This window comes from Williamsia sp. Y844 (assembly GCF_056786475.1).
This window is the reverse complement of the sequence record NZ_JBXCJB010000002.1, coordinates 669,473-695,821: the sequence shown is the minus strand read 5'-3', so window position 1 is coordinate 695,821 and position 26,349 is coordinate 669,473. Positions and strand designations below refer to the sequence as shown.

The 26,349-nt window shown below is 64.9% G+C and carries 19 protein-coding genes; 14 read left to right on the top strand and 5 right to left on the bottom strand.

The window, feature by feature from the left end; genetic code table 11:
• Position 1 precedes the first annotated feature (1 nt).
• Entirely contained in the window at positions 2–4,000 is a 3,999-nt protein-coding gene (gene eccCa, locus AC1TQG_RS15525; RefSeq protein WP_482138291.1) for a type VII secretion protein EccCa, read from the bottom strand.
• Positions 4,001–4,196: 196 nt separating this feature from the next.
• Here eccCa and eccD point away from each other — a divergent pair, with 196 nt between their 5' ends.
• Positions 4,197–5,684: a type VII secretion integral membrane protein EccD gene (gene eccD, locus AC1TQG_RS15520; RefSeq protein WP_482138289.1), complete on the top strand. Its 1,488-nt coding sequence runs from the start codon at positions 4,197–4,199 to the stop codon at positions 5,682–5,684.
• The gene (mycP, locus tag AC1TQG_RS15515) at positions 5,681–7,126 is read left to right on the top strand and encodes a type VII secretion-associated serine protease mycosin (protein WP_482138287.1); all 1,446 of its coding nucleotides are present in this window, start codon (positions 5,681–5,683) and stop codon (positions 7,124–7,126) included. The genes eccD and mycP overlap by 4 nt, the downstream gene beginning before the upstream one ends.
• Before the next feature lie 28 nt (positions 7,127–7,154).
• Here mycP and AC1TQG_RS15510 read toward each other — a convergent pair whose 3' ends face one another.
• Positions 7,155–7,571 (bottom strand): TIGR03667 family PPOX class F420-dependent oxidoreductase, encoded by a 417-nt coding sequence (locus AC1TQG_RS15510; RefSeq protein ID WP_482138285.1) that lies wholly within the window; start codon positions 7,569–7,571, stop codon positions 7,155–7,157.
• Between the two features lie 64 nt (positions 7,572–7,635).
• Positions 7,636–8,604: a 4-hydroxy-3-methylbut-2-enyl diphosphate reductase gene (locus AC1TQG_RS15505; RefSeq protein WP_482138283.1), complete on the bottom strand. Its 969-nt coding sequence runs from the start codon at positions 8,602–8,604 to the stop codon at positions 7,636–7,638.
• 69 nt (positions 8,605–8,673) lie between these two features.
• Between AC1TQG_RS15505 and AC1TQG_RS15500 the strand changes: the two genes are divergently transcribed.
• The 11 genes from AC1TQG_RS15500 (at position 8,674) to AC1TQG_RS15450 (ending at position 22,363) form a co-directional block, all read left to right on the top strand.
• Positions 8,674–9,303, top strand: coding sequence for a lipid droplet-associated protein (locus tag AC1TQG_RS15500; RefSeq protein WP_482138281.1), 630 nt, complete (start codon positions 8,674–8,676; stop codon positions 9,301–9,303).
• 10 nt (positions 9,304–9,313) lie between these two features.
• The gene (gene xseA, locus AC1TQG_RS15495; protein WP_482138280.1) at positions 9,314–10,564 is read left to right on the top strand and encodes an exodeoxyribonuclease VII large subunit; all 1,251 of its coding nucleotides are present in this window, start codon (positions 9,314–9,316) and stop codon (positions 10,562–10,564) included.
• A gap of 115 nt (positions 10,565–10,679) precedes the next feature.
• Complete coding sequence (locus AC1TQG_RS15490; protein WP_482138278.1) at positions 10,680–10,958, top strand: exodeoxyribonuclease VII small subunit; 279 nt, start codon at positions 10,680–10,682, stop codon at positions 10,956–10,958.
• Positions 10,959–11,039: 81 nt separating this feature from the next.
• Positions 11,040–11,642: a DUF4245 domain-containing protein gene (locus tag AC1TQG_RS15485; RefSeq protein WP_482138276.1), complete on the top strand. Its 603-nt coding sequence runs from the start codon at positions 11,040–11,042 to the stop codon at positions 11,640–11,642.
• Between the two features lie 92 nt (positions 11,643–11,734).
• Positions 11,735–13,978 (top strand): MMPL family transporter, encoded by a 2,244-nt coding sequence (locus tag AC1TQG_RS15480; protein WP_482138274.1) that lies wholly within the window; start codon positions 11,735–11,737, stop codon positions 13,976–13,978.
• Between the two features lie 201 nt (positions 13,979–14,179).
• A complete protein-coding gene (locus AC1TQG_RS15475; RefSeq protein WP_482138272.1) occupies positions 14,180–15,364 on the top strand; it encodes a helix-turn-helix domain-containing protein in 1,185 nt (394 codons plus the stop codon).
• A 112-nt stretch (positions 15,365–15,476) separates the two neighbouring features.
• Complete coding sequence (locus AC1TQG_RS15470) at positions 15,477–17,288, top strand: NAD(P)/FAD-dependent oxidoreductase (protein ID WP_482138270.1); 1,812 nt, start codon at positions 15,477–15,479, stop codon at positions 17,286–17,288.
• Positions 17,289–17,344: 56 nt separating this feature from the next.
• Complete coding sequence (gene glpX / locus AC1TQG_RS15465) at positions 17,345–18,352, top strand: class II fructose-bisphosphatase (RefSeq protein WP_482138269.1); 1,008 nt, start codon at positions 17,345–17,347, stop codon at positions 18,350–18,352.
• A gap of 140 nt (positions 18,353–18,492) precedes the next feature.
• Positions 18,493–20,193, top strand: a complete 1,701-nt coding sequence (locus AC1TQG_RS15460) for a fumarate hydratase (protein WP_482138267.1) — start codon at positions 18,493–18,495, stop codon at positions 20,191–20,193.
• 3 nt (positions 20,194–20,196) lie between these two features.
• Complete coding sequence (locus AC1TQG_RS15455; RefSeq protein ID WP_482138265.1) at positions 20,197–21,597, top strand: class II fumarate hydratase; 1,401 nt, start codon at positions 20,197–20,199, stop codon at positions 21,595–21,597.
• A gap of 85 nt (positions 21,598–21,682) precedes the next feature.
• Positions 21,683–22,363, top strand: a complete 681-nt coding sequence (locus AC1TQG_RS15450; RefSeq protein ID WP_482138263.1) for a PIG-L deacetylase family protein — start codon at positions 21,683–21,685, stop codon at positions 22,361–22,363.
• 64 nt (positions 22,364–22,427) lie between these two features.
• Here the strand turns inward: AC1TQG_RS15450 and AC1TQG_RS15445 are convergent, their stop codons facing one another.
• The gene (locus AC1TQG_RS15445; protein WP_482138262.1) at positions 22,428–23,108 is read right to left on the bottom strand and encodes a L,D-transpeptidase family protein; all 681 of its coding nucleotides are present in this window, start codon (positions 23,106–23,108) and stop codon (positions 22,428–22,430) included.
• Positions 23,109–23,242: 134 nt separating this feature from the next.
• On the opposite strand from AC1TQG_RS15445, the gene AC1TQG_RS15440 reads away from it, so the two are divergent.
• Entirely contained in the window at positions 23,243–24,829 is a 1,587-nt protein-coding gene (locus tag AC1TQG_RS15440) for a serine/threonine-protein kinase (protein WP_482138260.1), read from the top strand.
• 88 nt (positions 24,830–24,917) lie between these two features.
• On the opposite strand, the gene AC1TQG_RS15435 is transcribed toward AC1TQG_RS15440, so the two are convergent.
• Positions 24,918–26,225, bottom strand: a complete 1,308-nt coding sequence (locus AC1TQG_RS15435; RefSeq protein ID WP_482138258.1) for a PhoH family protein — start codon at positions 26,223–26,225, stop codon at positions 24,918–24,920.
• Positions 26,226–26,349 lie beyond the last annotated feature (124 nt).

Here is a 26,349-nt window from a genome sequence, read left to right as displayed (position 1 = left end):
TTCACAGCGGCGGCAGATAGGCGACCTGGATCATTTCCTGCAGACGCGTGCGTGAGACGAGTTCACCGCGACCGGGTACCAACTGCTGCAGTCGGACCCGGCCGAGCAGATACCCCTCATCCCGGTCACCACTCATCAGCAGGCCATCGGTCGACAGATCTTTGAGGCGCCCGATGATCGTGTCGAACAGGGCCCGTCCCGCGCCGCCCGACCGTCGGGTGACGATCAGATGCAATCCGATGTCGCGGGCCGATGACAGCAGGTCGACCAGTGGCATCAACGGGTTCCCGCTACCTGTTGCCACCATGTCGTAGTCGTCGACCACGATGTAGACATCCGGGCCGGACCACCAGTTGCCCTCACGCAGTTGCTGTTGCGTCACGTCCTCACCGGGTATCCGGGCGGTGAAGAAGGCCACCAACTCGTTCACCATCGGCGCCAGGGTCTGCGCCGAACTCGCATATCCGGCCAAGTGATCCGACTCGATGACTCCGAGCATGGTCCGTCGGTAGTCGACCAGGACGATCTTCGTCTCCTCTGCGGTGCCGTTTTCGACGAGGCCGGCAACGATGTTCCGCAGCAACGTCGTCTTCCCGTGCTCGACGTCCGCGAAAGCCATGAAATGTGGTTGCGCCCCGAAATCGAGGATGACCGGGGCCAATTCGGCCTCACCGACACCGATGGCGACCTGTTTCGGCGTCAGCGTGATCCCGCGCTCACGCACCCGCTCGAGCATCTCCGCCCGATCGAGGTGAGATGCGAGCTTGCGGACCACCATGGCCTTGCGGTCGGGATAGACGGCACACAGTTTCTGGACGGTGTCGGCCAGTGCACCGCTGAGCGACTCGATACCGGTCTCGGAGTCGGTGCGAGGCAACGCGATCAACATGTGCAGCTGCTGCGGTGTCAGGCCACGCCCGGGCCTGCCCTCGGGGACGAGCCCGGCGACCTTGCGTCCCATCTCCGAATCGAGTGGGTCGCCGAGGCGGAGTTCGAGGCGGCTGCCGATCAGGTCTTTGATTGCAGGCCGGACCTCGGCCCACCGGGCCGCGGTCACGATCACGTGGACGCCGTAGGACAAACCCTGCGCAACGATGCTGTTGATCTGCTCTTCCAGGAAATCGAACTCCCCGCGGATCACCGCATAGCCGTCGACGACGAGGAACACATCGCCGAAGACGTCCTCGGACAGCGACTGATCTCCGGCGCTGCGCCGGTTCCGGAAGTCCCGCATCGACTCGATCCCGAGCGCCGCGAACCGCAATTCGCGTTGCCGGACCAGGGCTGCGACCTCGGCGACCGTCCGGCGGACCGCATCCATGTCGGCGCGTCCGGCCACCGAACCCACATGCGGCAACCCGGCGATCCCGGCCAGCGATCCGCCACCGAAGTCCAGACAGTAGAACTGCACCTGCTCGGGACTGTGGGTTACGGCAGCGGCAAGGATCAAGGCGCGCACCGCATTCGACTTGCCCGACTGCGGGCCGCCGACAATCGCCACGTTGCCGCGCGAACCCGAGACGTCGATGGTCAGGACATCGCGACGCTGATCATAGGGACGGTCGACGATGCCCAACGGGAACTCGAGCCTGCCGGTCTGCGGCGTCTGCCAGTGTGGGGCGAGCACGTCGATCGTCGGCGACTGATCCAGCGGCGGCAGCCACACCTCGTGCGCGGCCAGGCCGTGTCCCTCGATCTGACCGACCACGGTCTCGAGCAACGTCCGCGTCGGCGCGACACTCACGGGTTCTGGAACTTCCTCCAGCAGAACCGATTCGGGCACCACGACCGGGTCGAGCGGAACCCGCCCCGCGGTGAACATCTTGAGCCGGCCACTGCCGCCCGAGGTCGGTGAATACACCGCATCGATCGCCGACACCGGCGGCGTGTACGGACCCGAGACGTAACAGGTGTTGAAGCGGATCGGTTCGGCCGAATCACATTTCAGATATCCCGAACCCGGCACATTCGGCAGGTGGTAAGCATCGGGCACACCCAGGACCGAGCGGGATTCGTTGGCCGAGAACGTCTTCAGACCGATGCGGTACGACAGATGACTGTCGAGTCCCCGCATCTTGCCCTCTTCGAGCCGCTGCGACGCCAACAGGAGATGGATGTGCAGCGAACGGCCCAGCCGACCGATCGCGACGAACAGGTCTGCGAAGTCCGGTTTTTGCGCCAGCAGTTCGGAGAACTCGTCCACCACGATGAACAACGCGGGCATCGGCTCCAGGGCCGCGCCTGCGGCACGGGCCCGTTCGTAGTCACCGACATTCGCGAAGTTGCCCGCCGATCGCAAGAGCTCCTGGCGCCGATTCATCTCACCGGAGAGTGCGTCGCGCATCCGGTCGACCATCGACAGTTCTTCTTCGAGGTTCGTGATCACCGCAGCCACGTGCGGGGCGGCGTCGAGACCCAAAAACGTTGCGCCGCCTTTGAAGTCGACCAGAACGAGGTTGAGCGCCTCGGGTGAATGCGAGGCTACCATCGAGAGGACCAGCGTGCGCAGGAACTCCGATTTGCCCGAGCCGGTGGCACCGATGCACAGACCGTGCGGACCCATGCCACCCTCGGCCGCCTCTTTGATGTCGATCTCGACCGGTGTTCCGTTGACCGAGTAGCCGATCGGCACCCGCAGGCGACTGCGGGCGGTACGCGGGGCCCACACACTGCGCAGGTCCAGGCGGGCCGCATCACCGATACCGAGCAGATTCATCAAACCCGGATCCGTCGGCGACACCTCCTGCTCCAAGCTGACCATCTGCGCGGCGGTGGCCAGGCGGTAGCGGGCCATCGTGCGGGCGAAGGCCTCTGCCTCCGGCACACTCAGCGAGTCCATGTCGGCGAACTCTTCAACACCGAATGCGCTGCGCGCACCCACTTTTCCGTCCCGCACCACCAATTGCAGACCGCGGCGGACAGCCAAGCCGTCCGGCGGTGCGGACAAGTCGAGGACCGAGACCGCCTCCATGCCGGCGTCCCCGACGATCCGCTCGTCGCCGGTCACATGACCGTCGTCGATGATCACGACGAGCTGGGCCCGGCCCGCGGCCGGTGGCGCCGACCGCGAGAATCGGCCACGTTCGAGGAGATCTGTGGCGAGGTCGTCCTCGAGATCTGCCAGGGACCGGTAGATCATCCGAACCGAGCCGACACCGTCCCGTTCGTACGGATGCTGGACGTGCGGCAGCCACTTGCACCAATCCCACGACTCGGCGGCCGGATCGGCGGTGACCACCGCGACCATGAGCTGGTCGGGTCCGTGGAAGGCACACAGTTCCAGCATCATCGACCGAGCCAGTTGCCGGGTCTCCTGTCTGGCCCCTTCGATGTTGATCGCCGGGAATCCGCGCAGCGACACGGCGGTCGGCAGGCCGTGCACCACGGAATGCGTGCGAACGAAGCGCCGCAGGGCCACCGCCGACACCGGCTCGACGTCTTCGAGGGGTCCGGTCTCGGGCGGCATCAGGCGGGTCGCGAGACGCTGCGATCCGACGCCGACCCGCACGTGGCCGAAATCGTTGTCGCCGCGGCGCCGTTCCCACATTCGCCTGCCGCCGACAACACCGAGCAGGGCGGCGGGTTCGGGATGACTCCATTCGAGGGCGTCCCGTTGCGCGCCTCCGGTCTCGTGGACCTCGTCCCGGACCTGGCACAGGTACCGGAAGTAGTCTTTGCGCTCTTCGTTGAGTTCGGCAGCACGTTTGCCGCCGCGGTTGCCCCCACCTGCGTACATGCCGAACATCGACATCAGCATCATCATCGGGAACATCATGAACAGCGGATTCGACAGCATGTTGCGTCCGCCGGTCACGAACATCATCGCGATCATGCCCACCACGGCGAACACCATCACCACGGGCATCATCTTCATCAGGAGATTGCCGGGCACCACCCGCGGTACATCCGGCGGCACCTGAAGATTGACCTCGCCGCCCGGCGTCCGCGGTGCCGGCACCCGCGCTCGACGGACAAAACCCTCGGTTGTGCCCGCCGTCATCGCGACATCATGGAATTCAAACCCCACCCCTGAACCTCAAACTTGCTCCCCTGGCGGCACATCATTCCCCATGACGGTCCGAACCGCACCACGAAGGGTCTGATTCGTCCACATCGAATCCCGCTGCCGGGCGCCAGATGTCGTAGCGATTCGCTATGGTCATCGGTACTTGGGTGGGGATCTCTTGGGGGGAATCATGACCGCTGCTGACCTTTTGGCAGAGCTGGACGCCGCGGCAGGCGCAGAACCGGCGCTGGCGCGGGTATCCGTGATCGGTGGAACGACGCAGTTCGACGTGGGCCTACCGGCCGCCGTTGCGGTGGCCGCGCTGATCCCCGATCTGGTCGCGCTGATCAGTACCCGAGCACCCATCGACGACGACGAGAACGAGTCCCGGCCCGGGCCGATCCGTGATCATTGGACACTGTCCCGCGTCGGCCACGACCCCATCGCACCCAACCGCAGCCTGAGCGAGGCCGGGGTCCGCGACGGTGACCTGCTGATCCTGCGGGCAGTACCGGCCCGCGAGAGTGCCGTGCTCTTCGACGACGTCATCGATGCGGTCGCCCGCCTCGGCGAGGCGCAGTTCTCCAGTTGGAATGCCACCGCGGCCCGGGTGATGGGATATGCGGTCGCGGTGGGGGCATCGGCATTGCTGTCGCTGTCGCTGCTCCACGAGCGCGGTGACCGTGATCTGCTCTGGCCGATACTGATCGCCGCGATCGCCTGTGTCGCCTTCGTGGTGGCAGGCGCGGTTGTCGGCCGCTACTACGATGATCCGGCCACGGCGGCCTTCGCCTCGTTGTGCTCGATGCCGCTGGCATGGGCCACCGGAATGATGTTGCCACCGGGAGCTTTTGGGGCAGCTCACCTCACACTCGGTTGTGCGATGGTCACGGTGTTGGCGGCCCTGTCCTATCGCATATCCACGGCGGGTCCGTTGATACACGCGGCCGTCGGCACCGCCGCGATCTTCGGGACCTTCGCATCACTTGTGCAGCTTGTCTTCTCACCGGGCGCCGTCAAACTCGGAGCGGGACTGTGCGCTGTCGCGATCCTGGCGATCTCGATGGCGCCGCGCATCACGATCCTGCTCGCGAGGTTGCCGCTGCCCCCGGTACCGACCGCAGGCGCGGCCATCGATCCCGTCGACTCGGCGCCACGCCCCGCCATCGAGGGCATCGGGGCGATCGGCGCCATGGCACTACCGTCGGCCGCAGCACTCGAACTCCGGGCCAGGACGGCAGCGCGGTACCTCACCGGGATCATCGCGGGCACCTCGGTGGCCGCGGTGGCCGGCATCGCGATGGTGGCCTACCCCGTCGATGACTTCAGTTGGCGTTGCACGGTGTACGCGTTGATCATCGCCACACTGCTGTGCCTGCGTGGACGTTCCTACGCCGACCTCGCGCAGGCGTCGATCCTCATCGCCGCCGGTGCCATCGGATTCGGCGTGACCGCGGTCCTGGTGGTCCTCGGCCCGGACGATCACGCCGCGGTGGCGATGGCCGCCATCGCCGCGGTCGCGGCTGCGGCCCTGCTCTGTGGGGTCGTGGCGCCTGCGTCGTCGTTCTCTCCGGTGATGCGCCGGATGGTCGAGATCGCCGAATACCTGTTGATCGCCATGATCGTGCCACTGATGTTCTGGATCATGAACCTCTATGCCGCGGTGCGCGACCTGTGATCGATCCGGTCCACACCCGGAATACGCACCCATCGAAGCCACGCGGCCGAACCGTTCGAGTTGCCGCAGTGGTGGGCGTCCTGGCAGTCCTGTCAGCGTTTCCGGCTCCCACCGCCTTGGCGATATCCCCGCCGGTCATCGAGCCCGGTGCGCTGGTACGGGGCGCCCCGGTGGCGCCTCCGGAAGCCACCGAACAGAAGATGTTGTGCGCCAAGCCCGTTCTGTCGCCCGGCACGGACACCGCCGTCCCATCGGCCGCGCAGACGATGATGCGACTGCCCGAGGCCTGGCGATTCAGCCGGGGTTCTGGACAGCGGGTGGCAGTGATCGACACCGGGGTCACCCGCCATCCGCGGTTGCCCCGAGTCCAGGCAGGCGGCGACTATGTCTCGCGCACCGACGGTACTGACGACTGCGACGGGCATGGCACCCTCGTCGCCGGAATCATTGCCGCACAACCCTCCTCGACCGACGCGTTCGCCGGGGTCGCACCCGAGGCCTCCATCATCGCGATCCGGCAGTCGAGTGGCGCCTTCGAGGCCAAGGAGCGGCGCCAGAACACATCCCCCGATCCGACGGTGGGGTCCGGATTCGGCACCGTGCAGACGTTGGCCAACGCAGTTGTCCGGGCCGTCGACCTCGGTGCCACGGTCATCAACATCTCCGAGGTGGCCTGTGGTTCGGCAGGCACCGACCTCCACGACAAACAACTGGGCGCGGCGGTGAAGTACGCCTTCGATCGCAACGTGGTCGTGGTGGCCGCCGCAGGCAATCTCACCCAGGGCTCGGCGTGCTCGACCCAGAATCCACCACCGAACCCCGCCAACCCCGAACTCGACGGCTGGGACACGGTCACCACCATCGCCAGTCCGGCCTGGTACGCGCCATATGTGCTCAGTGTGGCCGCCGTCGATTCGGCGTCCGGGTCACCGGCCGGATTCAGCCTGTCGGGCCCTTGGGTGGGTGTCGCCGCGCCGGGCACCGGCATTCTGAGCCTGGACAACGTCCGCGGCTCGAACAAACTGGTCAACGCCCACGACGGCGACAAAGGGCTCACCAGTATCGACGGCACCAGCTTCGCCGCACCGTATGTTGCAGGTGTGGTGGCGCTCGTCCGTGCCAGGTTTCCCGAACTCGAGGCCGCCGAAGTGATGGAGCGGATCACCCGGACCGCTCATGCGCCGGGAACCGGTCGCGACAACACCGTCGGCCATGGTGTGATCGACCCGGTTGCCGCCCTGACCTTCGAGATCCCGGATGTCGAGACGGATTGGGCTGTCCCGCAGGCGATCTCAACGCCGATTCAGGATCCCCCTGCCGATACCGCGGCTCGCACGGCAGCACTCATCGGAATCGGCGTGTGCGCGGTGATCCTGATCGCCGGCTGGGCGGTCTCGATGCCTGCGCGGCGATTGCGCAAACTGGAACCCGACGAGTACTGAAATACCCGCCGAATCGGTCCGACACCGATCACCAACCGCGGACCCGCTGCGGTCTGACGCGGATGAGTACCGAATAGTCGGCCCGGAACGAGTCCGGGGTCATCTCCAGGCCCTGGATCGCCGCGCCGTATTTGGCGACGTACGCATCCCATTCGGCGGCGGTCGGTCCGGTGTCATCCACGGATGCCTGCGCGGTGAACACCGCAACATCACCGCCCTCGGCGGAGCTGTTGAAGTTCAGTGCCACCGAGGAGTTCGTGGAGATGTTCGCCAGCTTGGGCTTGTCCGGTTCGCTGAATATCAAGAACTCGTCCGACGACCACAAGAACCACACCGGAGTCGGCACCGGCGTTCCGGAGGGTTTCACAGTGGTCAACCAGATGACGTGCTCGGCGTTCAAACGGTCACGTTGGCGCTCTGTCAGTTGCAATGTCGTAGCTGTCATGAACATCACAACAATGCCCGGGGCGCCGGTTCTTCCCGAACCGAGCGCACCGGGCGTTATGTCGCTATTTGGCGCGGGCGGGACGGAGCTCGCGCGGCAACGCGAAGGTCAAGGTCTCCTGCGCGGTCGTCACCGATTCCACATCGCCGAAGCCGTGCTCTTTGAGGAGATCCATGACGCCGGTGACCAGGATCTCGGGGACCGAAGCACCGGAGGTGATGCCCACGGTCTGCACACCTTCGAGCCATGCCGGATCGATGTCGCGGGCGTAGTCGACCAGGTACGACGCGCTCGCGCCGGCCTGCAGGGCCACCTCGACGAGGCGAACCGAGTTCGACGAGTTCTGCGAACCGACGACGATCACCAGCTCACAGCGCGGGGCCATGGCCTTGACTGCAACCTGCCGGTTCTGGGTGGCGTAACAGATGTCGTCGCTCGGCGGATCGTTCAGAAGTGGGAACTTCTCCCGCAGCCGCGACACGGTCTGCATGGTCTCGTCGACCGACAACGTGGTCTGTGACAGCCAGATCACCTTGGACTCGTCGCGGACGGTGACGCGGTCGACGCTGTCGGGCCCGTCGACGAGCTGCACATGATCGGGGGCCTCACCGGCCGTGCCCTCGACCTCTTCGTGACCTTCGTGACCGATCAGCAGGATGTCGTAGTCGTCGCGGGCGAAGCGCTTGGCTTCCTGGTGGACCTTGGTGACCAGCGGGCATGTGGCATCGATGGTGCGCAAGTTGCGGTCGGCAGCCGAGTCGTGGACGGCCGGGGAGACCCCGTGCGCCGAGAACACCACGAGCGCACCCTCGGGTACCTCATCGGTCTCGTCGACGAAGACCGCGCCGCGGTCTGTGAGTGTCTCCACCACATGCCGGTTGTGGACGATCTCCTTACGCACATACACCGGGGCGCCGTGCTTCTCGAGCGCTTTTTCCACTGTCTCGACAGCGCGATCGACGCCCGCGCAGTAGCCACGCGGCTCAGCGAGCAGGATTTTCTTGCCTGACGGGGTGTTTTCGGCCGAACTCATGACGTTCAGCGTACGGGCAATCCGACCCTACTAGTGGTCACGGCCTGCAGCATGAGGCAGAGTATGGACATGATCCGACCACCTTATGCCGCAAGGGTCGCTGCCGGGGTTGTTGTCACCGTGCTCGAAGAGACACGCAAATTGCCGACCACAGCGATCACTCTTCCGATGACCGCTATCAGCGAGACATTGCAGGCGGTGATGCGCCTTCAGCAGGGCATCGCCGAAATGGCAATCAAGGGCGACGAGGTCTTCGAGTCCTTGCTCGGTCACGCCGAAGAGGAGCCGGAATGGGCCGTCTTCGATGAAGACGAGGACGACTTCGTCCTGCCAACCACAACTCGTCCGGTGACTCCGGCCACAACCACCGAATCCGGCGATCCGACCCCGAGCGAAGCCGACAAAGACGACACGGAGTCCGCGGTGGCGCCGTCAGGGTCGGGCCGGTTCGCGCTCTACAGCTCGGCTCCCGACCTCGACGCCGAGGATCCGGCGCCGGCGACGAGCGCGAACGGTGACGCGCCCGAAATCGTCGAGGCACTCGACTACGACACGCTGACGCTGGCACAGCTGCGGGCAAAACTCCGCACCGTCGGCATCGACGAACTCAAGGAACTGGCCGCGTACGAGAAGTCCACGCGGGCCCGGGCACCGTTCATCACCATGCTCGACAACCGTGTGACCGCAGCGAGCAAGTAGCCTTCCCAACGTGAGCAATACGCCCGAATCGGCGTGGCCGGTACGGACGATCAACACCAAGATCGCCGACTGGCTACACAAACTGGGACAGGTCTGGGTCGAAGGTCAGCTGACCCAGATCAACCGCCGTCCCGGTACCCGCACCGCTTTCTTGACGCTGCGTGATCCCGCAGCGGACATCTCCATCCAGGTCACCTGTAGTCCCGATCTGCTGACCCGTGCGCCGGTCCCACTGACCGAGGGGGCCCGCGTTGTGGTCCTCGGCAAGCCAGTGTTCTACACCGGGCGGGGCACGGTGTCATTGCGGGTCACCGAGATCCGGCCGATCGGCATCGGCGAACTCCTCGCGCGAATCGAACGACTTCGCCGGCTGCTGGCCGCCGAAGGACTGTTCGACGACGCGCGCAAACGTCCATTGCCGTTTCTGCCCGGCACGATCGGACTCATCACCGGACGTGCGAGCGCCGCAGAACGCGACATCATCTCGGTCGCACAAAAACGTTGGCCTGCAGTACGTTTCGAGATCCGCAACGCCCCCGTGCAGGGTCCGACGGCAGTCCCTGCGATTCTGCGCCATCTGGCCGAACTGGACGCCGATCCCGAAGTCGACGTCATCATCCTGGCCCGCGGCGGCGGCAGCGTCGAGGATCTGCTGCCCTTCTCCGACGAGGCCCTGTGCCGCGCCGTCGCCCAGGTCACGACCGCGGTGGTCAGTGCGATCGGGCACGAGCCCGACTCCCCCGTTCTCGACCTGGTGGCAGACCTACGGGCGGCAACGCCCACCGACGCCGCAAAGCGCGTGGTCCCCGACGTCGCGGTCGAACTCGCGATCGTCCGCGATCTACGCGCGAGAAGTGCCGGGGCACTGCGAAATTGGGTTACCACCCAGGTTCGCGGACTCGACTCGTTGCGCGGCCGCCCGGTGCTGGCCCAGCCCTACCGCATCGTCGACGACCGCATCGACGAGATCGAACGCGCAGCCCGCGACATCCGCCGCGACGTCGCCAGGCTCGTGGCCCACGAGGAACAGCGCATCGAACATCTCACTGCGCGCCTGTCCACCCTCGGCCCCGCGCAGACGCTGGCCCGCGGATATGCCGTTGTGCAACGCGTACCCGGGGCCGCCAGCAGTTCGGACGAAGATCCCCACGTGGTCACATCGGTGGACGACATGCCGATCGGTACCCAACTCCGGGTGCGGGTCGCCGACGGCGCCACCCGCGCCGCAGTGATGGGCGTCGAAAAGCCACGACGGGGCTGAAAACCAACAACGGGCCGGACCGGACGCGAGTTCACCAGACCAACCCAACACCGGACGCACCAGCAATCGCCGGATACCCGACACCGGCGTCCCGGCACGGACAAGAAGGAAGACAGTGGAAGCGAAGAAAGACGCCGACAGCAATGAGCGGCCGATCAGCGAACTGGGCTACGAACAGGCCCGGGACGAGCTGATCGTGGTGGTCCGCACCCTGGAACAGGGCGGCCTCGACCTCGACGCATCGCTGGAGCTATGGGAACGCGGCGAGGCCTTGTCCCGGCGATGTGAGGAACATCTCGAAGGCGCCCGAAAGCGCATCGAAGCGGTTCTCGGGACCGACGACGACAGTGAATTCGAGGACGATACCGACGACGACCTCGACGACGAGGCCTGAGATCTGAATTCGAGGCACAGGCATCCGCCGGCGGCCCTCGCCCGTTTATGACCATCGCGGGCGCCCTGCAATACTCGGGTGGTGGCTGCAAAACCCCGGATTCTGACCAACAACAAAGACATGATCTGGTCTTTGATCCCTTTGTTGTTGCTCTGCATGTTCGTCGCGGCGGTCTCCGGGAATTGTTCCGTCGGTCTGACCGGCGGCGCGGGTGACGACAAGGTCCCCGCCTACGACGTGGACAGCGGATTGAAGGCAGACGCCCGCACTTCGACGTTCCCGATCCGGCTGCCGCAGACACCCGCGGACTGGAAACCCAACAGCGGCAGCACAGTCGCCCTCGAGAACACCACCGTCTCCAACGCCGGATACATCACGTCCAACGGCGTCTACATCCAGTTGAGCCAGACCGGCGCCACCAAAGACGCCCTGGTCGGGCAGCTGTCCGGCGACGAAACACTGCTCGGCGCGGGCACCCGCGACATCGGTGGATCGCAGTGGGCGGTCTACAGCCAGCCTGAGGGCGGACGTTCGGTATGGGTGACCGACCTCGGTGACGTGCGGATCGGTTTGATGGCGAACAAGGCCAAGGAACCCGATTTCACCACCCTCGCCGAAGCAGTTCTCGCGGTCTCACCACTGCAGGCCTCGAGCCCCGGCGCACAGGTTCTGCCCACGAAATAAAGCGGAAACCATTGTCGGATAACGTATGTTAGGGATCTTACATTCTTCTTACCGCTGAGAGCGATGTCACCCGCAGACTATAAGCTCTGCGCATGGCAATGTTCCTGTATCGACTCGGGCGGTTCTCTTTTCGGCACAAATGGTGGGTGATCGTCAGCTGGATCGTGCTCGCCGCGTTGGTTGTCACGCTGGTCAGCGCATTGAATCCGAAGTTCTCCAAAGATTTTGAGCTACCAGGCACCGACTCGGACAAAGCGATGTCGTTGATGGAAAAGAACTTCCCCGCGATCAACGCAGCGCAATCCGAGTCGTCGACCAGTGTGCTCGTCGCCGCGAACGACGGCCTGGCGCCACACACAGCCACCATCGATCAGCTGGTCGCCAAGCTCAAGACGCTGCCAGACATCACCACGCCCGATGAGGTGGCGAACCCGCTGACCGTCGCGGAACTGGAACCGGCGCTGGCGGCGTCCGTGCTGGGCGACAACAACACCATCGGTCTGATCCAGGTTGCCCAGACCATCAACCCGCAAGACCTGACTGCCGACAACATGAAGCAGTTCGAGGACATCCTCTCCGAATTCCGCGTCGGCGGCCTCGACGTCCAGGGCACCGGGTCTCTGATGCAGGTCCAGGAAGCGGGCGGCGCAGCCGAGATGCTCGGTTTTGTCATCGCCTTCTTTGTGATGATCGTGGCTTTCGGCGCGGTGGTTGCCGCGTTCATCCCCCTCATCACCGGCATCGTCAGCGTGATCATCACCATCATGTTGGTCACGCTGGGTGCCGAGTTCCTCAGCATCAACCAGAGCGCAACCGCCATCATCACGATGCTCGGAATCGCGGTGTCCATCGACTACGCGCTGTTCATCGTCTCCAGATATCGCAGTGAACTCAATCTCGGTGGTACGCGTGAGGCGGCGGTGGGCCGAGCGGTCGGGACGGCCGGATCTGCGGTTGTGTTCGCCGGCCTGACAGTTGTGATCGCGGTGGCGGCGCTCTCGGTGGTCGGAATCCCGTTCATCTCGCAGATGGGTCTGGCTGCGGCGTTGGCCGTGATCGTCGCGGTCCTCGGTGCCATCACACTGATTCCCGGCTTGTTGGGCGCCTTCGGCCGCTTTGCGTTCTCGCCACCCATTCCGAAACTGCGCCATGGCGACGAGCCCGAATCGCAGGAGACCAACGGGCTCCGTTTTGCCAAGTTCGTGACCAAGTACCCGTGGCCGATCGCGGTCATCTCGCTGCTGGCACTGGTTGTGGTGGCATTGCCGATGACCAAGCTGGAACTGGGTCTGTCGACCACCACCGACTCTGAGGTCGCGGCGACCACGTTGCTGCAACAAGGCTTCGGTGAGGGCATCAACGGCCCCCTCCTGGTGGTGCTGAATGACACCAAGGGCGGCGACGTCAGCCCTGCCGCCGAGCAGACGGTCGCGTACATCAAAACGTTGTCCAATGTCGCCACGCCCGACCAGCTCACCTGGCGCGGCAACGGTCCGGACACGACCAACGCCCAGACCGGCGCGACATCAGCGCTGATCTTCGTGACCCCACAACAGTCGCCCAGTGGCCCGCAGACGCACGAACTGATGGAACAGATTCGCGGCTATTCGAAAACCACTGACGCCGAAGGGGTCACGCTCAACGTCGGCGGCCAGACGGCGATCATGTCGGACATCTCGGCCAAGTTGGACTCAGCGTTGATCCCGTATCTGCTCCTGGTTGTCGGTTTGGCGTTCATCATCCTGATGATCGTGTTCCGGTCGATCCTGGTCCCACTGACCGCCACCATCGGATTCCTGTTCTCGGTGTGTGCCACGTTCGGCGCCACGGTGGCGATCTTCCAGCTCGGCCATTTCGGCATCATCACCCACACCCAACCGATCATCTCGTTCCTGCCGATCTTCATGATCGGCGTGGTCTTCGGTCTGGCCATGGACTATCAGGTGTTCCTCGTGACACGAATGCGCGAGGAATACGTGCACGGGCTGCCTGCCAAGGAGGCGGTGATCATCGGCTACAAGCACGGCGCGCGCGTGGTGTCGTCGGCCGCGGTGATCATGATCTCGGTGTTCGCGGCGTTCATGCTCGCACCCGACACCACCGCAAAGATGATGGGCTTCTCTCTGGCCGCCGCCGTGTTCTTCGACGCGTTTGTGGTGCGGATGCTGATCGTTCCGGCACTCATCACGATCATGGGCGACAAGGCCTGGTGGATGCCGGCATGGCTCGAGAAGATCCTTCCGAATGTCGATATCGAGGGCACCGCCATCCGCGAGATCCCGATCGAGGATGCGAATGCGAAGGCAGTGAGGCCGACCGTCGGCGCAGCCGAGTAGTGATTGCCCTCGGCGCAGCCGAATAGCTGTCCTTGCGCGGCTGGCTGATCGTCGAGACTCCACACCACCCCCGTCGACCATGGTTGACGGGGGTGACTGCGTCTGCTGGCGTGGGCAGCTCCGCCCTGTGACGCGGCTCACGTAGACTCATCGGCGACGCAGGATCCTCGCCGTACCAGGTTCTGCAAGCCGGAGGTCTGTGTGCCACAACCCGCGATACGAACACCGCGTCCGTCGAGCGCGCTGCGTATAGGTCAGGATCCGCGTGCCCACCTTCGGCATCTCGACTCCCTGTTCGAGCAGTGGTCTGCCACGGGTTCGGTACCCAGTGGTGTGCGCGAGCAGGTGGCCCGGTCGTGGCAGCGTCAGCCCGCCGAGTTCCGCGGTCCGCACTACCGGCCGACGGACGAGGTCGCCAACCGCCGCAACTCCGACCCCCTGCTCAACCACGCGGCAACCTCACTGCGCGAACGCTTGCTGGTCAGTTGCACCGACACCGCCACCGAATTGGTTCTCTGCGACCGGGACGGCGTTGTCCTGTGGGTGGCCGGACCACCGGAAGTCCGGCGCCGGTCGGAGAGCCTCGGCTTTGTCGAGGGCGCCTCCTGGACCGAGAAATCGGTGGGCACCAACGCCTTGGGCACGGCGATGGCCGATCGCGCGCCGGTCCAAATCTTCGGCTCCGAGCACTCCCATCCGAGCCACCACGGTTGGGTGTGCACGGGCGCGCCGATCATCGACCCCCGGGACGACTCCGTTCTCGGCGCCATCACACTGTCCGGCGGGCTCCGTACCGCGCACCCGCACACCCTGTCGCTGGTCTGTTCCACCCTCGACGCCGTCAACGCCGAACTGCGGATGCTGCATCGCGACGATCTGCGGACGCGCAGTGACGCCGCGGCCGGATTACTCGGGCCGACAGGAACCGAGTCCCTGGTTGTCGACCGCAACGGCTGGGTCATCGCCACGCGCGGGATCGCGGTCAGCGACCGCCTCTTCATCCCCGGCGGGCTTGATGCCGGCACAGTCTGGGTTCCCAGTCTGGGCCACTTCGAGGCCCGGCCGGTGGGCGACCTCTGGCAGCTGCAGCGATCGCACAATCGTGCCGTCGTGCTGGTTCTCTCCGCCGAACCACCCTGTGCACAAATCACTTTCGACGGTTCCGAGCCGGCAACACATCCATTGACAAAGAGGCAGTTCGACGTGCTGCGCATCTTGGTGCAGAACCCGGCCGGATTGAGCGCCCGCGAGTTGTCCACGGCGCTCTATGGCGACGGCGACCACACGGTGACCGTCCGGGCCGAGGTGTCGCGGATCCGCCGCACCCTCGGGTCCCTGCTGCTTCCGCGGCCGTACCGGCTGACGGTCACCGCGACCATCGCCTGAATCAGCCGCGCGGACCACATCCGCAGCTCACTGCAACCCCCTGCAACCCTCCCGAAAGTCGCCCACCACTCCTACAGTCAGGTGTGATCCACCTCACGCTAAGGAGTTGTACATGACGACCACTGTCTCCCCCACTCAGACGGCGCAGGCATTTCTCACCGATCTCGAACGGGCGATCGGCGAGGCCCAGCAGACCGGCGACGTCAGCGCCGTCACCGACCTCTTTGTCGATGACTGCTACTGGCGTGACCTGGTGGCCCTGAGCTGGAACCTGACCACCGCCGAGGGCAAAGACGATCTGGCGGCAATGTTGCGCGCGACCCTGCCGCATTCGGCGCCGGGTTCTTTCCAGCTCGATGGTGAAGCGAGCGAGGCTGACGGCATCACCGAGGCCTGGTACACCTTCACGACGCCGGTGTTGCGTGGCAAAGGTCTGATGCGCCTGCGCGACGGCAAGTGCTGGACCTTCCTCACCTCCGCGCAGGAACTGCTCGAGTTCCCCGAGAACAAGGGCAACCGACGCATCAAGGGCGCCGAGCACGGGGTTGTCCCCGGCCGCAAGAACTGGCTCGACCGCCGGACCGAGGCGCAGGACACCTTGGGCATCACCACCTCGCCCTACGCGCTGATCATCGGCGGTGGCCAGGGCGGAATCGGGCTGGCCGCACGGATGCGCCGCTTGGGTGTGTCGGCACTGGTCATCGACAAGCACCCGAAGCCCGGCGACCAGTGGCGGGGACGCTACTACTCACTGTCGCTCCACGATCCGGTCTGGTACGACCACATGCCGTACCTGCCGTTCCCCGACGACTGGCCGGTGTTCACCCCCAAGGACAAGATGGGTGACTGGCTCGAGAGCTACGTCAAGATCATGGAGCTCAACTACTGGTCGAACACCCTGTGCCACAGCGCCTCATTCGACGAAGCCGCCGGCACGTGGACGGTTGAGGTCGAGCGCGAAGGAAAAATGTTGACCCTGCACCCCACCCAACTGGTGATGGCCACCGGGATGTCGGGCGTCCCGAACATCCCCGAGATACCCGGCGCGGACACCTTCGACGGTGACCTGGTCCATTCGTCGCAGCACTCCGGAGGTGGCAAGTACGCGGGTCAGAAGGCGGTTGTGCTCGGCGCCAACAATTCCGCGCACGACATCTGCGCCGACCTCTGGGAGAACGGTGCCGACGTCACGATGATCCAGCGTTCGACCACACATATCGTGCGATCCGAATCGTTGATGCGAGAAGTGCTCGGCCCGCTGTATTCCGAAGAGGCCCTGGCCAATGGCATCGATCACGAAAAGGCCGACCTGATCTTCGGGTCGATCCCCTACGGCCTGCTCGCCGATTTCCAACTCCCCACCTGGGACACCATCCGCGAACAGGACAAGGAGTTCTACGACCGCCTCGAGGCCGCCGGATTCATGTTGGACTTCGGCGACGACGGCTCCGGGCTGTTCCTCAAGTACCTGCGCCGCGGATCCGGCTACTACATCGACGTCGGCGCGTCCGAGCTCATCGCCGACGGCAAGGTGAAGTTGAAGGCTCCCGCGCACATCACCGAGATCAAGCCCCGATCGGTTGTCCTGTCGGACGGCACCGAACTCGAGGCCGACCTCATCGTGCTGGCCACCGGCTTCGGTTCGATGAACGGCTGGGCTGCGCAGCTGATCTCTCAGGAGGTCGCCGACAAGGTGGGCAAATGCTGGGGGCTCGGCTCGGACACCATCAAGGATCCCGGCCCATGGGAGGGCGAGCTCCGCAATATGTGGAAACCCACCGCGCAGGAGAACCTCTGGTTCCACGGCGGCAACCTCCACCAGTCCCGTCACTATTCGCGATACCTCGCGCTGCAACTCAAGGCACGTGAGGCTGGGATGAATGTCACCGTCTACGGGCAGGCACCGGTGCACCACCTGCAGTAACGGGCATGAAAGGATGGCTTTCAACACCAATCGCCGCGATTCAGGAGGCCATCACCATGTCAGCCGCTACCCCCAATTTTGAGGCTCCCGACCGGAACCTGGCGATGGAACTCGTGCGCGTGACCGAGGCCGCCGCACTGGCGGCCGGACGCTGGGTTGGCAAGGGCGACAAGAACGGTGGCGACAAGGCTGCGGTCGACGCGATGCGTCAGCTGCTGTCCACCGTCTCGATGCGCGGCGTGGTTGTCATCGGCGAGGGCGAAAAAGACGAAGCACCGATGCTCTACAACGGCGAAGAGGTCGGCAACGGTGAAGGCCCCGAGGTCGACGTCGCAGTCGATCCCATCGACGGCACCACCCTGATGGCCGAGGGCAGGCCCAACTCGATCGCCGTGCTCGCGGTGTCCGAGCGCGGCACCATGTACGACCCGTCGGCCGTCTTCTACATGGAGAAGATCGCTGTCGGCCCGGAAGCTGCCGGTGTCATCGACATCACCGCATCGGTGGAGTTCAACGTGCAGGCCGTGGCCAAGGCCAAGGGCATCGAGATCGCCGACCTCACCGTCGTCGTGCTCGATCGTGAACGCCACGAAGGACTGATTGGTGAGATCCGCGCGGCAGGCGCCAAGGTGCGGCTGATCTCCGACGGCGACGTTGCCGGTGCCATCTCGGCCGCGCAGGCCGAGAGTTCTGTCGACATGCTCATGGGCATCGGCGGCACCCCCGAGGGCATCATCACCGCGGTTGCGATGAAGTGCATGGGCGGCGAGATCCAGGGCAAGCTGTGGCCGCGCAACGCCGCCGAGCGTCAGAAGGCACTCGATGCCGGGCACGACCTCGACCGGGTACTCAAGACAGAAGACCTCGTCAGCGGCGAGAACATGTTCTTCTGTGCCACCGGCGTCACCAACGGCGACATGCTCCGTGGCGTGAGCTACCGCGCCAACGGTGCCACCACCCGCTCGCTGGTGATGCGTTCGAAGTCGGGCACCATCCGCACCATCGAAGGCCGCCACACCCGCGCCAAGGTCGGCGAGATCTCCACCAACACCTCCAGGGCCTGACGCCTTCCGCTCCAATCGTGTCTGTCCGGCGACCACACCCGCGGTGTGGTCGCCGGATTTTTTTGTTCGAACAACTTCGGATCCTCAATCCGCACAACCTCTGACGAGGCGCGGTAGGCCGCAGCTATACGATGCTGAGCGTGAGTAAACCAGCTTCCGCCCCAGAGTTTCTCTACTCCGATCTGCTCCCGATCGACGGCGACGACACCCCGTACCGACGGATCACGACGGAGGGGGTGTCGACGCTCGAGGTCGACGGTCAGACCTTCCTCAAGGTCGACCCGGAAGCCATCCGGAAACTGACCGCAGAGGCAATGCATGACATCAGCCACTACCTGCGTCCGGCTCATCTTGCGCAGCTACGCAAGATCATCGACGACCCCGAGTCCTCGGGTAACGACCGCTTCGTCGCACTGGACCTGCTGAAAAACGTCAACATCTCCGCAGGCGGCGTGCTGCCGATGTGCCAGGACACCGGCACCGCGATCGTGATGGGCAAGAAGAGCGAAGGTGTGCTGACCGGCGCCGACGACGCCGCGTCCATCTCGCGCGGTGTGTACGACGCCTACACCCAGCTCAACCTGCGATATTCGCAGCTGGCACCGTTGACCACGTACGAAGAGAAGAACACCGGCTCGAATCTGCCTGCCCAGGTCGAGATCTACGCGACCGAGCAAGGCCCGAAGGGTCCCGAATACAAGTTCCTGTTCATGGCCAAAGGCGGTGGCAGCGCGAACAAGTCGTTCCTGTTCCAGGAAACCAAGGCCATCCTGAACCCCGAGGGAATGCTCAAGTTCCTCGACGAGAAGATCCGCTCGCTGGGCACCGCGGCCTGCCCGCCGTACCACTTGGCCGTCGTCATCGGCGGTACCTCGGGCGAGTTCGCGCTCAAGACCGCGAAATACGCCTCGGCCCACTACCTGGACAACCTCCCGACGTCGGGGTCGATGTCAGCGCACGGGTTCCGGGACCTCGAACTCGAGGAAGAGGTCTTCAAGCTGACCCAGTCCTTCGGGATCGGCGCACAGTTCGGTGGCAAGTACTTCTGCCACGACGTCCGCGTGGTCCGTCTCCCCCGGCACGGTGCGTCGTGTCCGGTCGCGATCGCGGTCTCATGCTCGGCCGACCGGCAGGCGCTCGGCAAGATCACCGCCGACGGCGTGTTCCTCGAGCAACTCGAGACCGACCCGGCGAAGTACATGCCGGCCGCCGGTGTCGCCGAAGACATCTCCAGCGGCGAGGTGGTCGAGGTCGACCTCAACCGCCCGATGGCCGAGATCCTCGCGCAGCTGTCGCAGTACCCGGTGAAGACCCGCCTGTCGCTGACCGGTCCGCTGGTCGTGGCCCGCGACATCGCCCACGCCAAGATCAAGGAACGCCTGGACGCCGGCGATCCGATGCCCGACTACCTGCGCAACCATCCGGTCTATTACGCCGGTCCGGCCAAAACCCCTGAGGGCATGGCGTCGGGCTCATTCGGACCGACCACGGCCGGCCGCATGGACAGCTACGTGGAGCAGTTCCAGGCTGCCGGAGGGTCAATGGTCATGCTGGCCAAGGGAAATCGTTCCAAACAGGTCACCAACGCGTGTGACACCCATGGTGGGTTCTACCTCGGTTCGATCGGCGGTCCGGCCGCACGTCTGGCACTCGACTGCATCAAGAGCCAGGAGGTCATCGAATACCCTGAACTCGGCATGGAAGCTGTATGGAAGATCGAGGTAGAGAACTTTCCGGCCTTCATCGTCGTCGACGACAAGGGCAACGACTTTTTCACCGATCCGGGCGGCGCGATCACCGTTCCACTGGGTGGCGTCAGGATCCGATCCAAGGAGCGCTGAACATTGAGTGAGCAGGCCTATCGCATCGAGCACGACACCATGGGTGAGGTCCGGGTTCCGGTCGACGCACTCTGGCGTGCGCAGACCCAGCGCGCGGTGGAGAACTTCCCGATCAGCCACCGTCCGTTGGAACGGACTCAGATCCGTGCGATGGGCCTGCTCAAGGCCGCCTGCGCACAGGTCAACAAAGATCTCGGTCTCCTCGACGCGGAGAAGGCCGACGCGATTGTGGCCGCCGCCAAGGAAATCGCCGATGGTGAGCACGACGACCAGTTCCCGATCGACGTGTTCCAGACCGGCTCGGGCACGAGCTCGAACATGAACGCCAACGAGGTCATCGCCTCGATCGCCAAGGCGGCCGGAGTCGATGTCCATCCGAACGACCACGTCAACATGTCGCAGTCGTCGAATGACACCTTCCCCACTGCGACACACGTCGCTGCCACCGAGGCTGCGGTCACCGACCTCATCCCGGCCCTGCAGCACTTGCAGAAGTCGTTGGCTGAGAAGGCAACCCAATGGCGCACCGTGGTCAAGTCCGGCCGCACCCATCTGATGGACGCGGTGCCGGTCACCCTCGGCCAGGAGTTCGGTGGCTATGCCCGCCAGATCGAGGCCGGTGTCGAGAGGGTCACCGCGACCCTGCCTCGCCTCGGTGAATTGCCCATCGGCGGTACCGCAGTGGGCACCGGCCTCAACGCGCCTGCCGGATTCGGGACCAAGGTCGTCGCCGAGCTGGTCAAACTCACCGGCGTGGACGAACTCGCCCTGGCCAAGGACAACTTCGAGGCGCAGGCCGCACGCGACGGACTCGTCGAACTGTCGGGCGCCTTGAAGACGGTGGCGGTCTCCCTGACCAAGATCGCCAACGATGTCCGGTGGATGGGTTCGGGCCCGCTGACCGGTCTCGGCGAACTCCGGCTCCCCGATCTGCAACCCGGCAGCTCGATCATGCCCGGCAAGGTCAATCCGGTGCTGCCCGAGGCAGTAACCCAGGTCGCCGCACAGGTCATCGGCAACGACGCCGCCGTCACCTGGGGCGGTGGTAACGGCGCGTTCGAGCTGAACGTCTACATCCCGATGATGGCTCGCAACGTCCTGGAGTCGCTCAAGCTGCTGGCCAACGTCTCGCGGCTGTTTGCCGATCGCTGCATCGCCGGACTGGTCGCCAACGAGGATCGTCTCAAGGAACTGGCCGAATCGTCCCCGTCGATCGTGACCCCGCTCAACAGCGCAATCGGTTACGAAGAGGCAGCCGCGGTTGCCAAGGCGGCACTCAAGGAGAAGAAGACGATCCGGCAGACCGTGATCGACCGCGGCCTGATCGGTGACAAACTCTCCGAGGCCGAGCTCGACAAACGTCTCGACGTCCTCAAGATGGCCAACCTGGATCGCGAACGCTGACCCCCACCCCGATAGTGTGCCCTTTTGGCGAGCCTGACCTGGGCTTTTACTCGCCAAAAGGGCACATCTTCGGTTACGGTCGGTTGTGCTGATTCCGTTTCCCACCGACTGGCTCACCGCGTTGGTACTGGTGCCGCATCCGGACGATCCCGAGTACGGGGTCGCGGCGGCGGTTGCCAAGTGGACCAGTGCGGGCAAGAGCGTTGTCTACGCCCTCGCTTCACGTGGCGAGGCCGGAATCGAGGGCATGCCACCGCAGCAGGCCGGCCCGGTCCGCGAGGCCGAGCAACGACAATCGGCCCAGATCGTCGGCGCCCAGGCGATCGAGTTCTGGGACTTCCCCGACTCCGCAATCACCAACGATCCCGATCTGCGCCTTCGGATCGCCGAAGTGATCACCCGCGTGAGGCCCGAGATAATCGTCTCGATATACGGCGGCCCGCAGTGGGGGCCGGGGATGCCCAACCAACGCGACCATCGGGAATTCGCTGCCGCTGTCGTGCAGACCTACGACAGTCTCGACGCCAAACCGCGTTGGCTGTTCGAGGCGAGCCCGGATGCCACCCACGCCGAAGAGGTCGACAGCGAGGCGATCGAGACCGCGGTGAGGTCACTGGCCGCACATGACGCCTACCTGGCGACCCTTGATCCGGTCACACCGGTGATCAACCAGGCGCGCGCCCAAACCGAAATGGTCACCGCCGCCCGCGAAGACTTCGACGAGCGCCACGCAGTCACCTTCGAACTCAAACGCAGAACCCGATGATGTGCCCTTTTGGCGGCGCCGACCTGCGGAAACGCTCGCCAGAACCCCACATCATCGGGGTGGGTCAGGCCAGGCCGATATCGATGATCGGCTGACGGGCCGGATCCAGCCACTGGACGATCTGCCTCATCACATCGCGATCGATCGCAACGCAGCCCCATGTGGGTTCTTCATTGGTGACGTGCAGGAAGATCCCTGACGCGAACCCGTCAACCCGCTGCGGATTGTGGGCGATGTTGACGACGTAGTCGTAGACCTCGCCGGTGGCGAGGATGTTCTCGCTGTCACCGCCGGGACTCTCGACCTGTCGAACGTGCGTGTTGTAGGTGGGTGACCCGGGAAGGGCGTCCCACCAATCCTGCTCATCCGCCTGGAAGTACGGCATCTTGGTGCCGGGACTGGGTTGGTTACCGAAGGCCTGGTCCAGGGCGAAAATACCCATCGGCGTCCGCCACACACTGTCACGAGGGATGCCGATGCCTTCGGCGCCGAGATCGGCCCTGGTCGGTTCGACGACCTGGATCCACGTACCGGCTTCGTCACGTTCCCAGGCGGTGAGCGTGGCGACGGTGTCGTAGATGGATTCCGAGGTCACCTTGATCATCTGGGTCGACAGCGGGAACGACTCCGGGGTGAGCACCTCCTCGGCCTGTGCCGACACGGGCACCACCATTGCAGAGACAACAACACACGCGGCGGCCAGTGACACCACTGGCCCCATCAACCTCTTTGACAACTTCAGCACCTGCTGATTATGCCAACTCGTAAGCCAAAGCACGTATCGGTGCGATCACGGGACTGCACTAATCTGGTCACTGCCGACCCGACGCGCACTCCGCTCCCGGGGCCGGCACCGATGAAGAGAGTTCGAGGGTTTTCATGCCGCTTGCCGTGGGCACCATTTTTGCCGGATACACAATCGAGCGTCTACTGGGCGCCGGTGGCATGGGTGAGGTGTATCTGGCCAAGCATCCCCGGCTGCCACGGTCGGATGCCCTCAAGATCCTGCCCGCCTCACTGCCCGGGTCCAGCGCCGCGTCCGACGAGAACTACCGGCGCAGGTTCGTGCGCGAGGCCGATCTGTCGGCAAAGCTCTGGCACCCGAACATCGTGGCAGTACACGACCGTGGCGAATACATGGGTCAACTCTGGATCAGCCAGGACTACGTTCCGGGCACCGACGGCGCCGAACTCCTGGCCATCTACCCGACCGGTGTCCGCCCGACGCTCTGCCTGCAGATCATCACCGAGGTGTCCGCGGCACTCGACTACGCCCACGGCCAGGGACTGCTGCACCGCGACGTCAAACCCGGCAACATCATGCTCACCGACGCAACACCGCACCGGGTCATGCTCACGGACTTCGGCATCGCCCGTCCACTCGCAGATGTCGGCGACCTGACCACCACGGGGGTGTCGGTCGGCACGGTCGCCTACTCCGCGCCCGAACAACTCCGTGGCCTACCGGTGGATGCACGCGCCGATGTCTACGCCCTCGGATGTACCGCGGTCGCGTTGCTCACCGGCGCTCCTCCCGGATCCGGCCGCGACCTCCCGGCCGGTGTCGCGCCGGTCATCGACCGGGCCCTGGCCCCTGCGCCCGCAGACCGCTATCCGACCTGCGGACAGTTCGCCCACGAACTGGCGGCCGCACTGAACCTGCCGGACGCGCCGCCCGCCGAGACGTCCGCACCCGACCCACACGCCGCACACCAGGCGCCTACGCTCCTCGGGTTGCCCTCGGTCGCACCGCGCACCCAGACCGGACCACCACAGGAACCCGAACAGCAGCCCTCCAGCGCTCTCACTCCCCCACCCACGCAGCAGTACACGGCCGCGCCGCCTGCCCCGCAACCACCGCACCATCCACCGCCGCCCAGTGGTCCCCGTTCCCGGACACCCTGGATCGTCGGCGGCATCGCGGCAGTCGTCGTGCTCGTCCTGGCAGCGATTGCCACAGCTGTGTTCTGGCCCGACGACAACACCGATGCGGCAGGCACCGCCGCAGTCACCGCGAACACCACAACCGAGACCGTCACGGCCACCGCGCAGGTCCCGCCGACACAGCAGACCCCGCCGACCGATGTCTCGGCGACCGCCGAGTCGGTGATCCCGACCACCAACTCCGCCGATCTCGGACTCTCGGTGCCGATCAGCACACCCGCCTGCGACGGCACCGCGATCATTGTGGTCGCCAACGCCACCAACCCCAGGACCTACCAAGACGAGATCACGCGAGCTCTCGAAAACCATCCCGGCGCGCAGTATCTGCGCACCGATCAGTCGTGCCCGTCCCTGCGCGCCAACGATGACAACGGCAAGCTCATCTATGCCGCCTATGTTGTTGTCGGACAAGGTAAATCGGCACTGTGCAACGCATTGCCCGACTACCCCGCCAACCGGTACGGCAAACTCCTCGACACAGTGAGCGACCCGGATACCAACATCAAACGAAACGATTGCTGAGCCACGCCGGCCTGTAAGGCCCTAGACCCCAACCGTTTTCGCCCGCTCGCTACGCTCCCGGCGCACAGTGCCCAACCTCGCCCGCTCGCTACGCTCCCGGCGCGAATTCCTCCAGCATTTCGGTAACCAGCGCCGCAATCGGCGACCGCTCGCTGCGGGTCAATGTGACGTGCGCGAAAAGCGGATGCCCCTTGAGCTTTTCGATCACCGCAGCTACACCGTCATGCCTGCCGACCCGGAGATTGTCGCGCTGTGCGACGTCGTGGGTCAGCACCACCCGCGAACCCGAGCCGAGGCGAGACAGCACAGTCAGCAACACATTGCGCTCCAGCGACTGCGCCTCGTCGACGATCACAAACGAATCATGGAGTGAACGACCCCGAATATGGGTCAGCGGAAGCACTTCGAGCATGCCGCGGCTGAGAACCTCTTCGATCACCTCGGTGGACGCCAGACCCTCGAGAGTGTCGAACACCGCCTGCGCCCAGGGCCCCATCTTCTCCGACTCACTGCCGGGCAGATAGCCGAGGTTTTGTCCGCCAACGGCATAGAGGGGCCGGAATACGACAACCTTGCGCTGGGTACGCCGTTCGAGCACCGCTTCGAGGCCGGCACACAAGGCCAACGCCGACTTACCGGTACCCGCCTTGCCGCCCATCGAGACGATGCCGACACTGTCGTCGAGGAGAAGATCCAGTGCCACCCGTTGTTCGGCGCTGCGCCCCCGCAACCCGAACACCTCGCGATCTCCGCGCACCAGCTGTACCTGCTTCTGCGGGTTCACCCGGCCCAGCGCACTGGAGTTGTTGCCCAGCAAGCGGATCCCGGTGTGGCACGGCAGATCCCGCGCAGTGTCGAGGTCGACCACACCGTCGGCGAACAACGTGTCGATCACTGTCGAGTCGACGTCGACCTCGGTCATCCCGTTCCAGCCAGAGGCCACCACGTCCTGAGCGTGGTATTCATCGGCGGCCAGGCCCACCGCACCCGCCTTCACACGCAGCGGAGTGTCCTTAGACACCAGGACAACGTCTTTACCTTCGGCTCGGAGGTTCAAGGCGCAGGCCAGGATTCGGGAATCGTTGCTGTCTGTGCGGAACCCGGCGGGCAGGACAGCCGGATCGGTGTGGTTGAGTTCGACCTGCATGGTGCCACCGACGGTTCCGATGGGGATCGGTTGATCGAGGCGCCCGAACTCCAGTCGCAGATCGTCGAGCATGCGCAATGCTTCGCGAGCGAACCAGCCCAGTTCGTGGTGGTGGCGTTTGCCTTCCAATTCACTGATGACAACCAGCGGAAGAATCACGTGGTTCTCAGCGAAACGTGTTGCCGCCCAAGGGTCGGACAACAGCACGGAAGTATCGATGACATACGTACGGGCGTCGCGTGCGGTCACGAAGGGCTCCTCGGTCTGGGTGGCACCACTCAGACGTGTGTTGCGGCCGGTCCGGTTCTGGTTTCAGCAGCTAGGTGCTGCTGTCACGAGGACCGGGGCCGGTCCCCTCGTACTCACGTAAGCA

Bases quoted from the DNA above. Each gene is read 5' to 3' on its own strand.
- AC1TQG_RS15510 (WP_482138285.1), bottom strand. From the start codon at position 7,571: ATGACAGCTACGACATTGCAACTGACAGAGCGCCAACGTGACCGTTTG.
- AC1TQG_RS15505 (WP_482138283.1), bottom strand. From the start codon at position 8,604: ATGAGTTCGGCCGAAAACACCCCGTCAGGCAAGAAAATCCTGCTCGCT.
- AC1TQG_RS15500 (WP_482138281.1), top strand. From the start codon at position 8,674: ATGATCCGACCACCTTATGCCGCAAGGGTCGCTGCCGGGGTTGTTGTC.
- AC1TQG_RS15480 (WP_482138274.1), top strand. From the start codon at position 11,735: ATGGCAATGTTCCTGTATCGACTCGGGCGGTTCTCTTTTCGGCACAAA.
- eccD (WP_482138289.1), top strand. From the start codon at position 4,197: ATGACCGCTGCTGACCTTTTGGCAGAGCTGGACGCCGCGGCAGGCGCA.
- eccCa (WP_482138291.1), bottom strand. From the start codon at position 4,000: ATGACGGCGGGCACAACCGAGGGTTTTGTCCGTCGAGCGCGGGTGCCG.
- AC1TQG_RS15440 (WP_482138260.1), top strand. From the start codon at position 23,243: ATGCCGCTTGCCGTGGGCACCATTTTTGCCGGATACACAATCGAGCGT.
- glpX (WP_482138269.1), top strand. From the start codon at position 17,345: ATGTCAGCCGCTACCCCCAATTTTGAGGCTCCCGACCGGAACCTGGCG.
- AC1TQG_RS15470 (WP_482138270.1), top strand. From the start codon at position 15,477: ATGACGACCACTGTCTCCCCCACTCAGACGGCGCAGGCATTTCTCACC.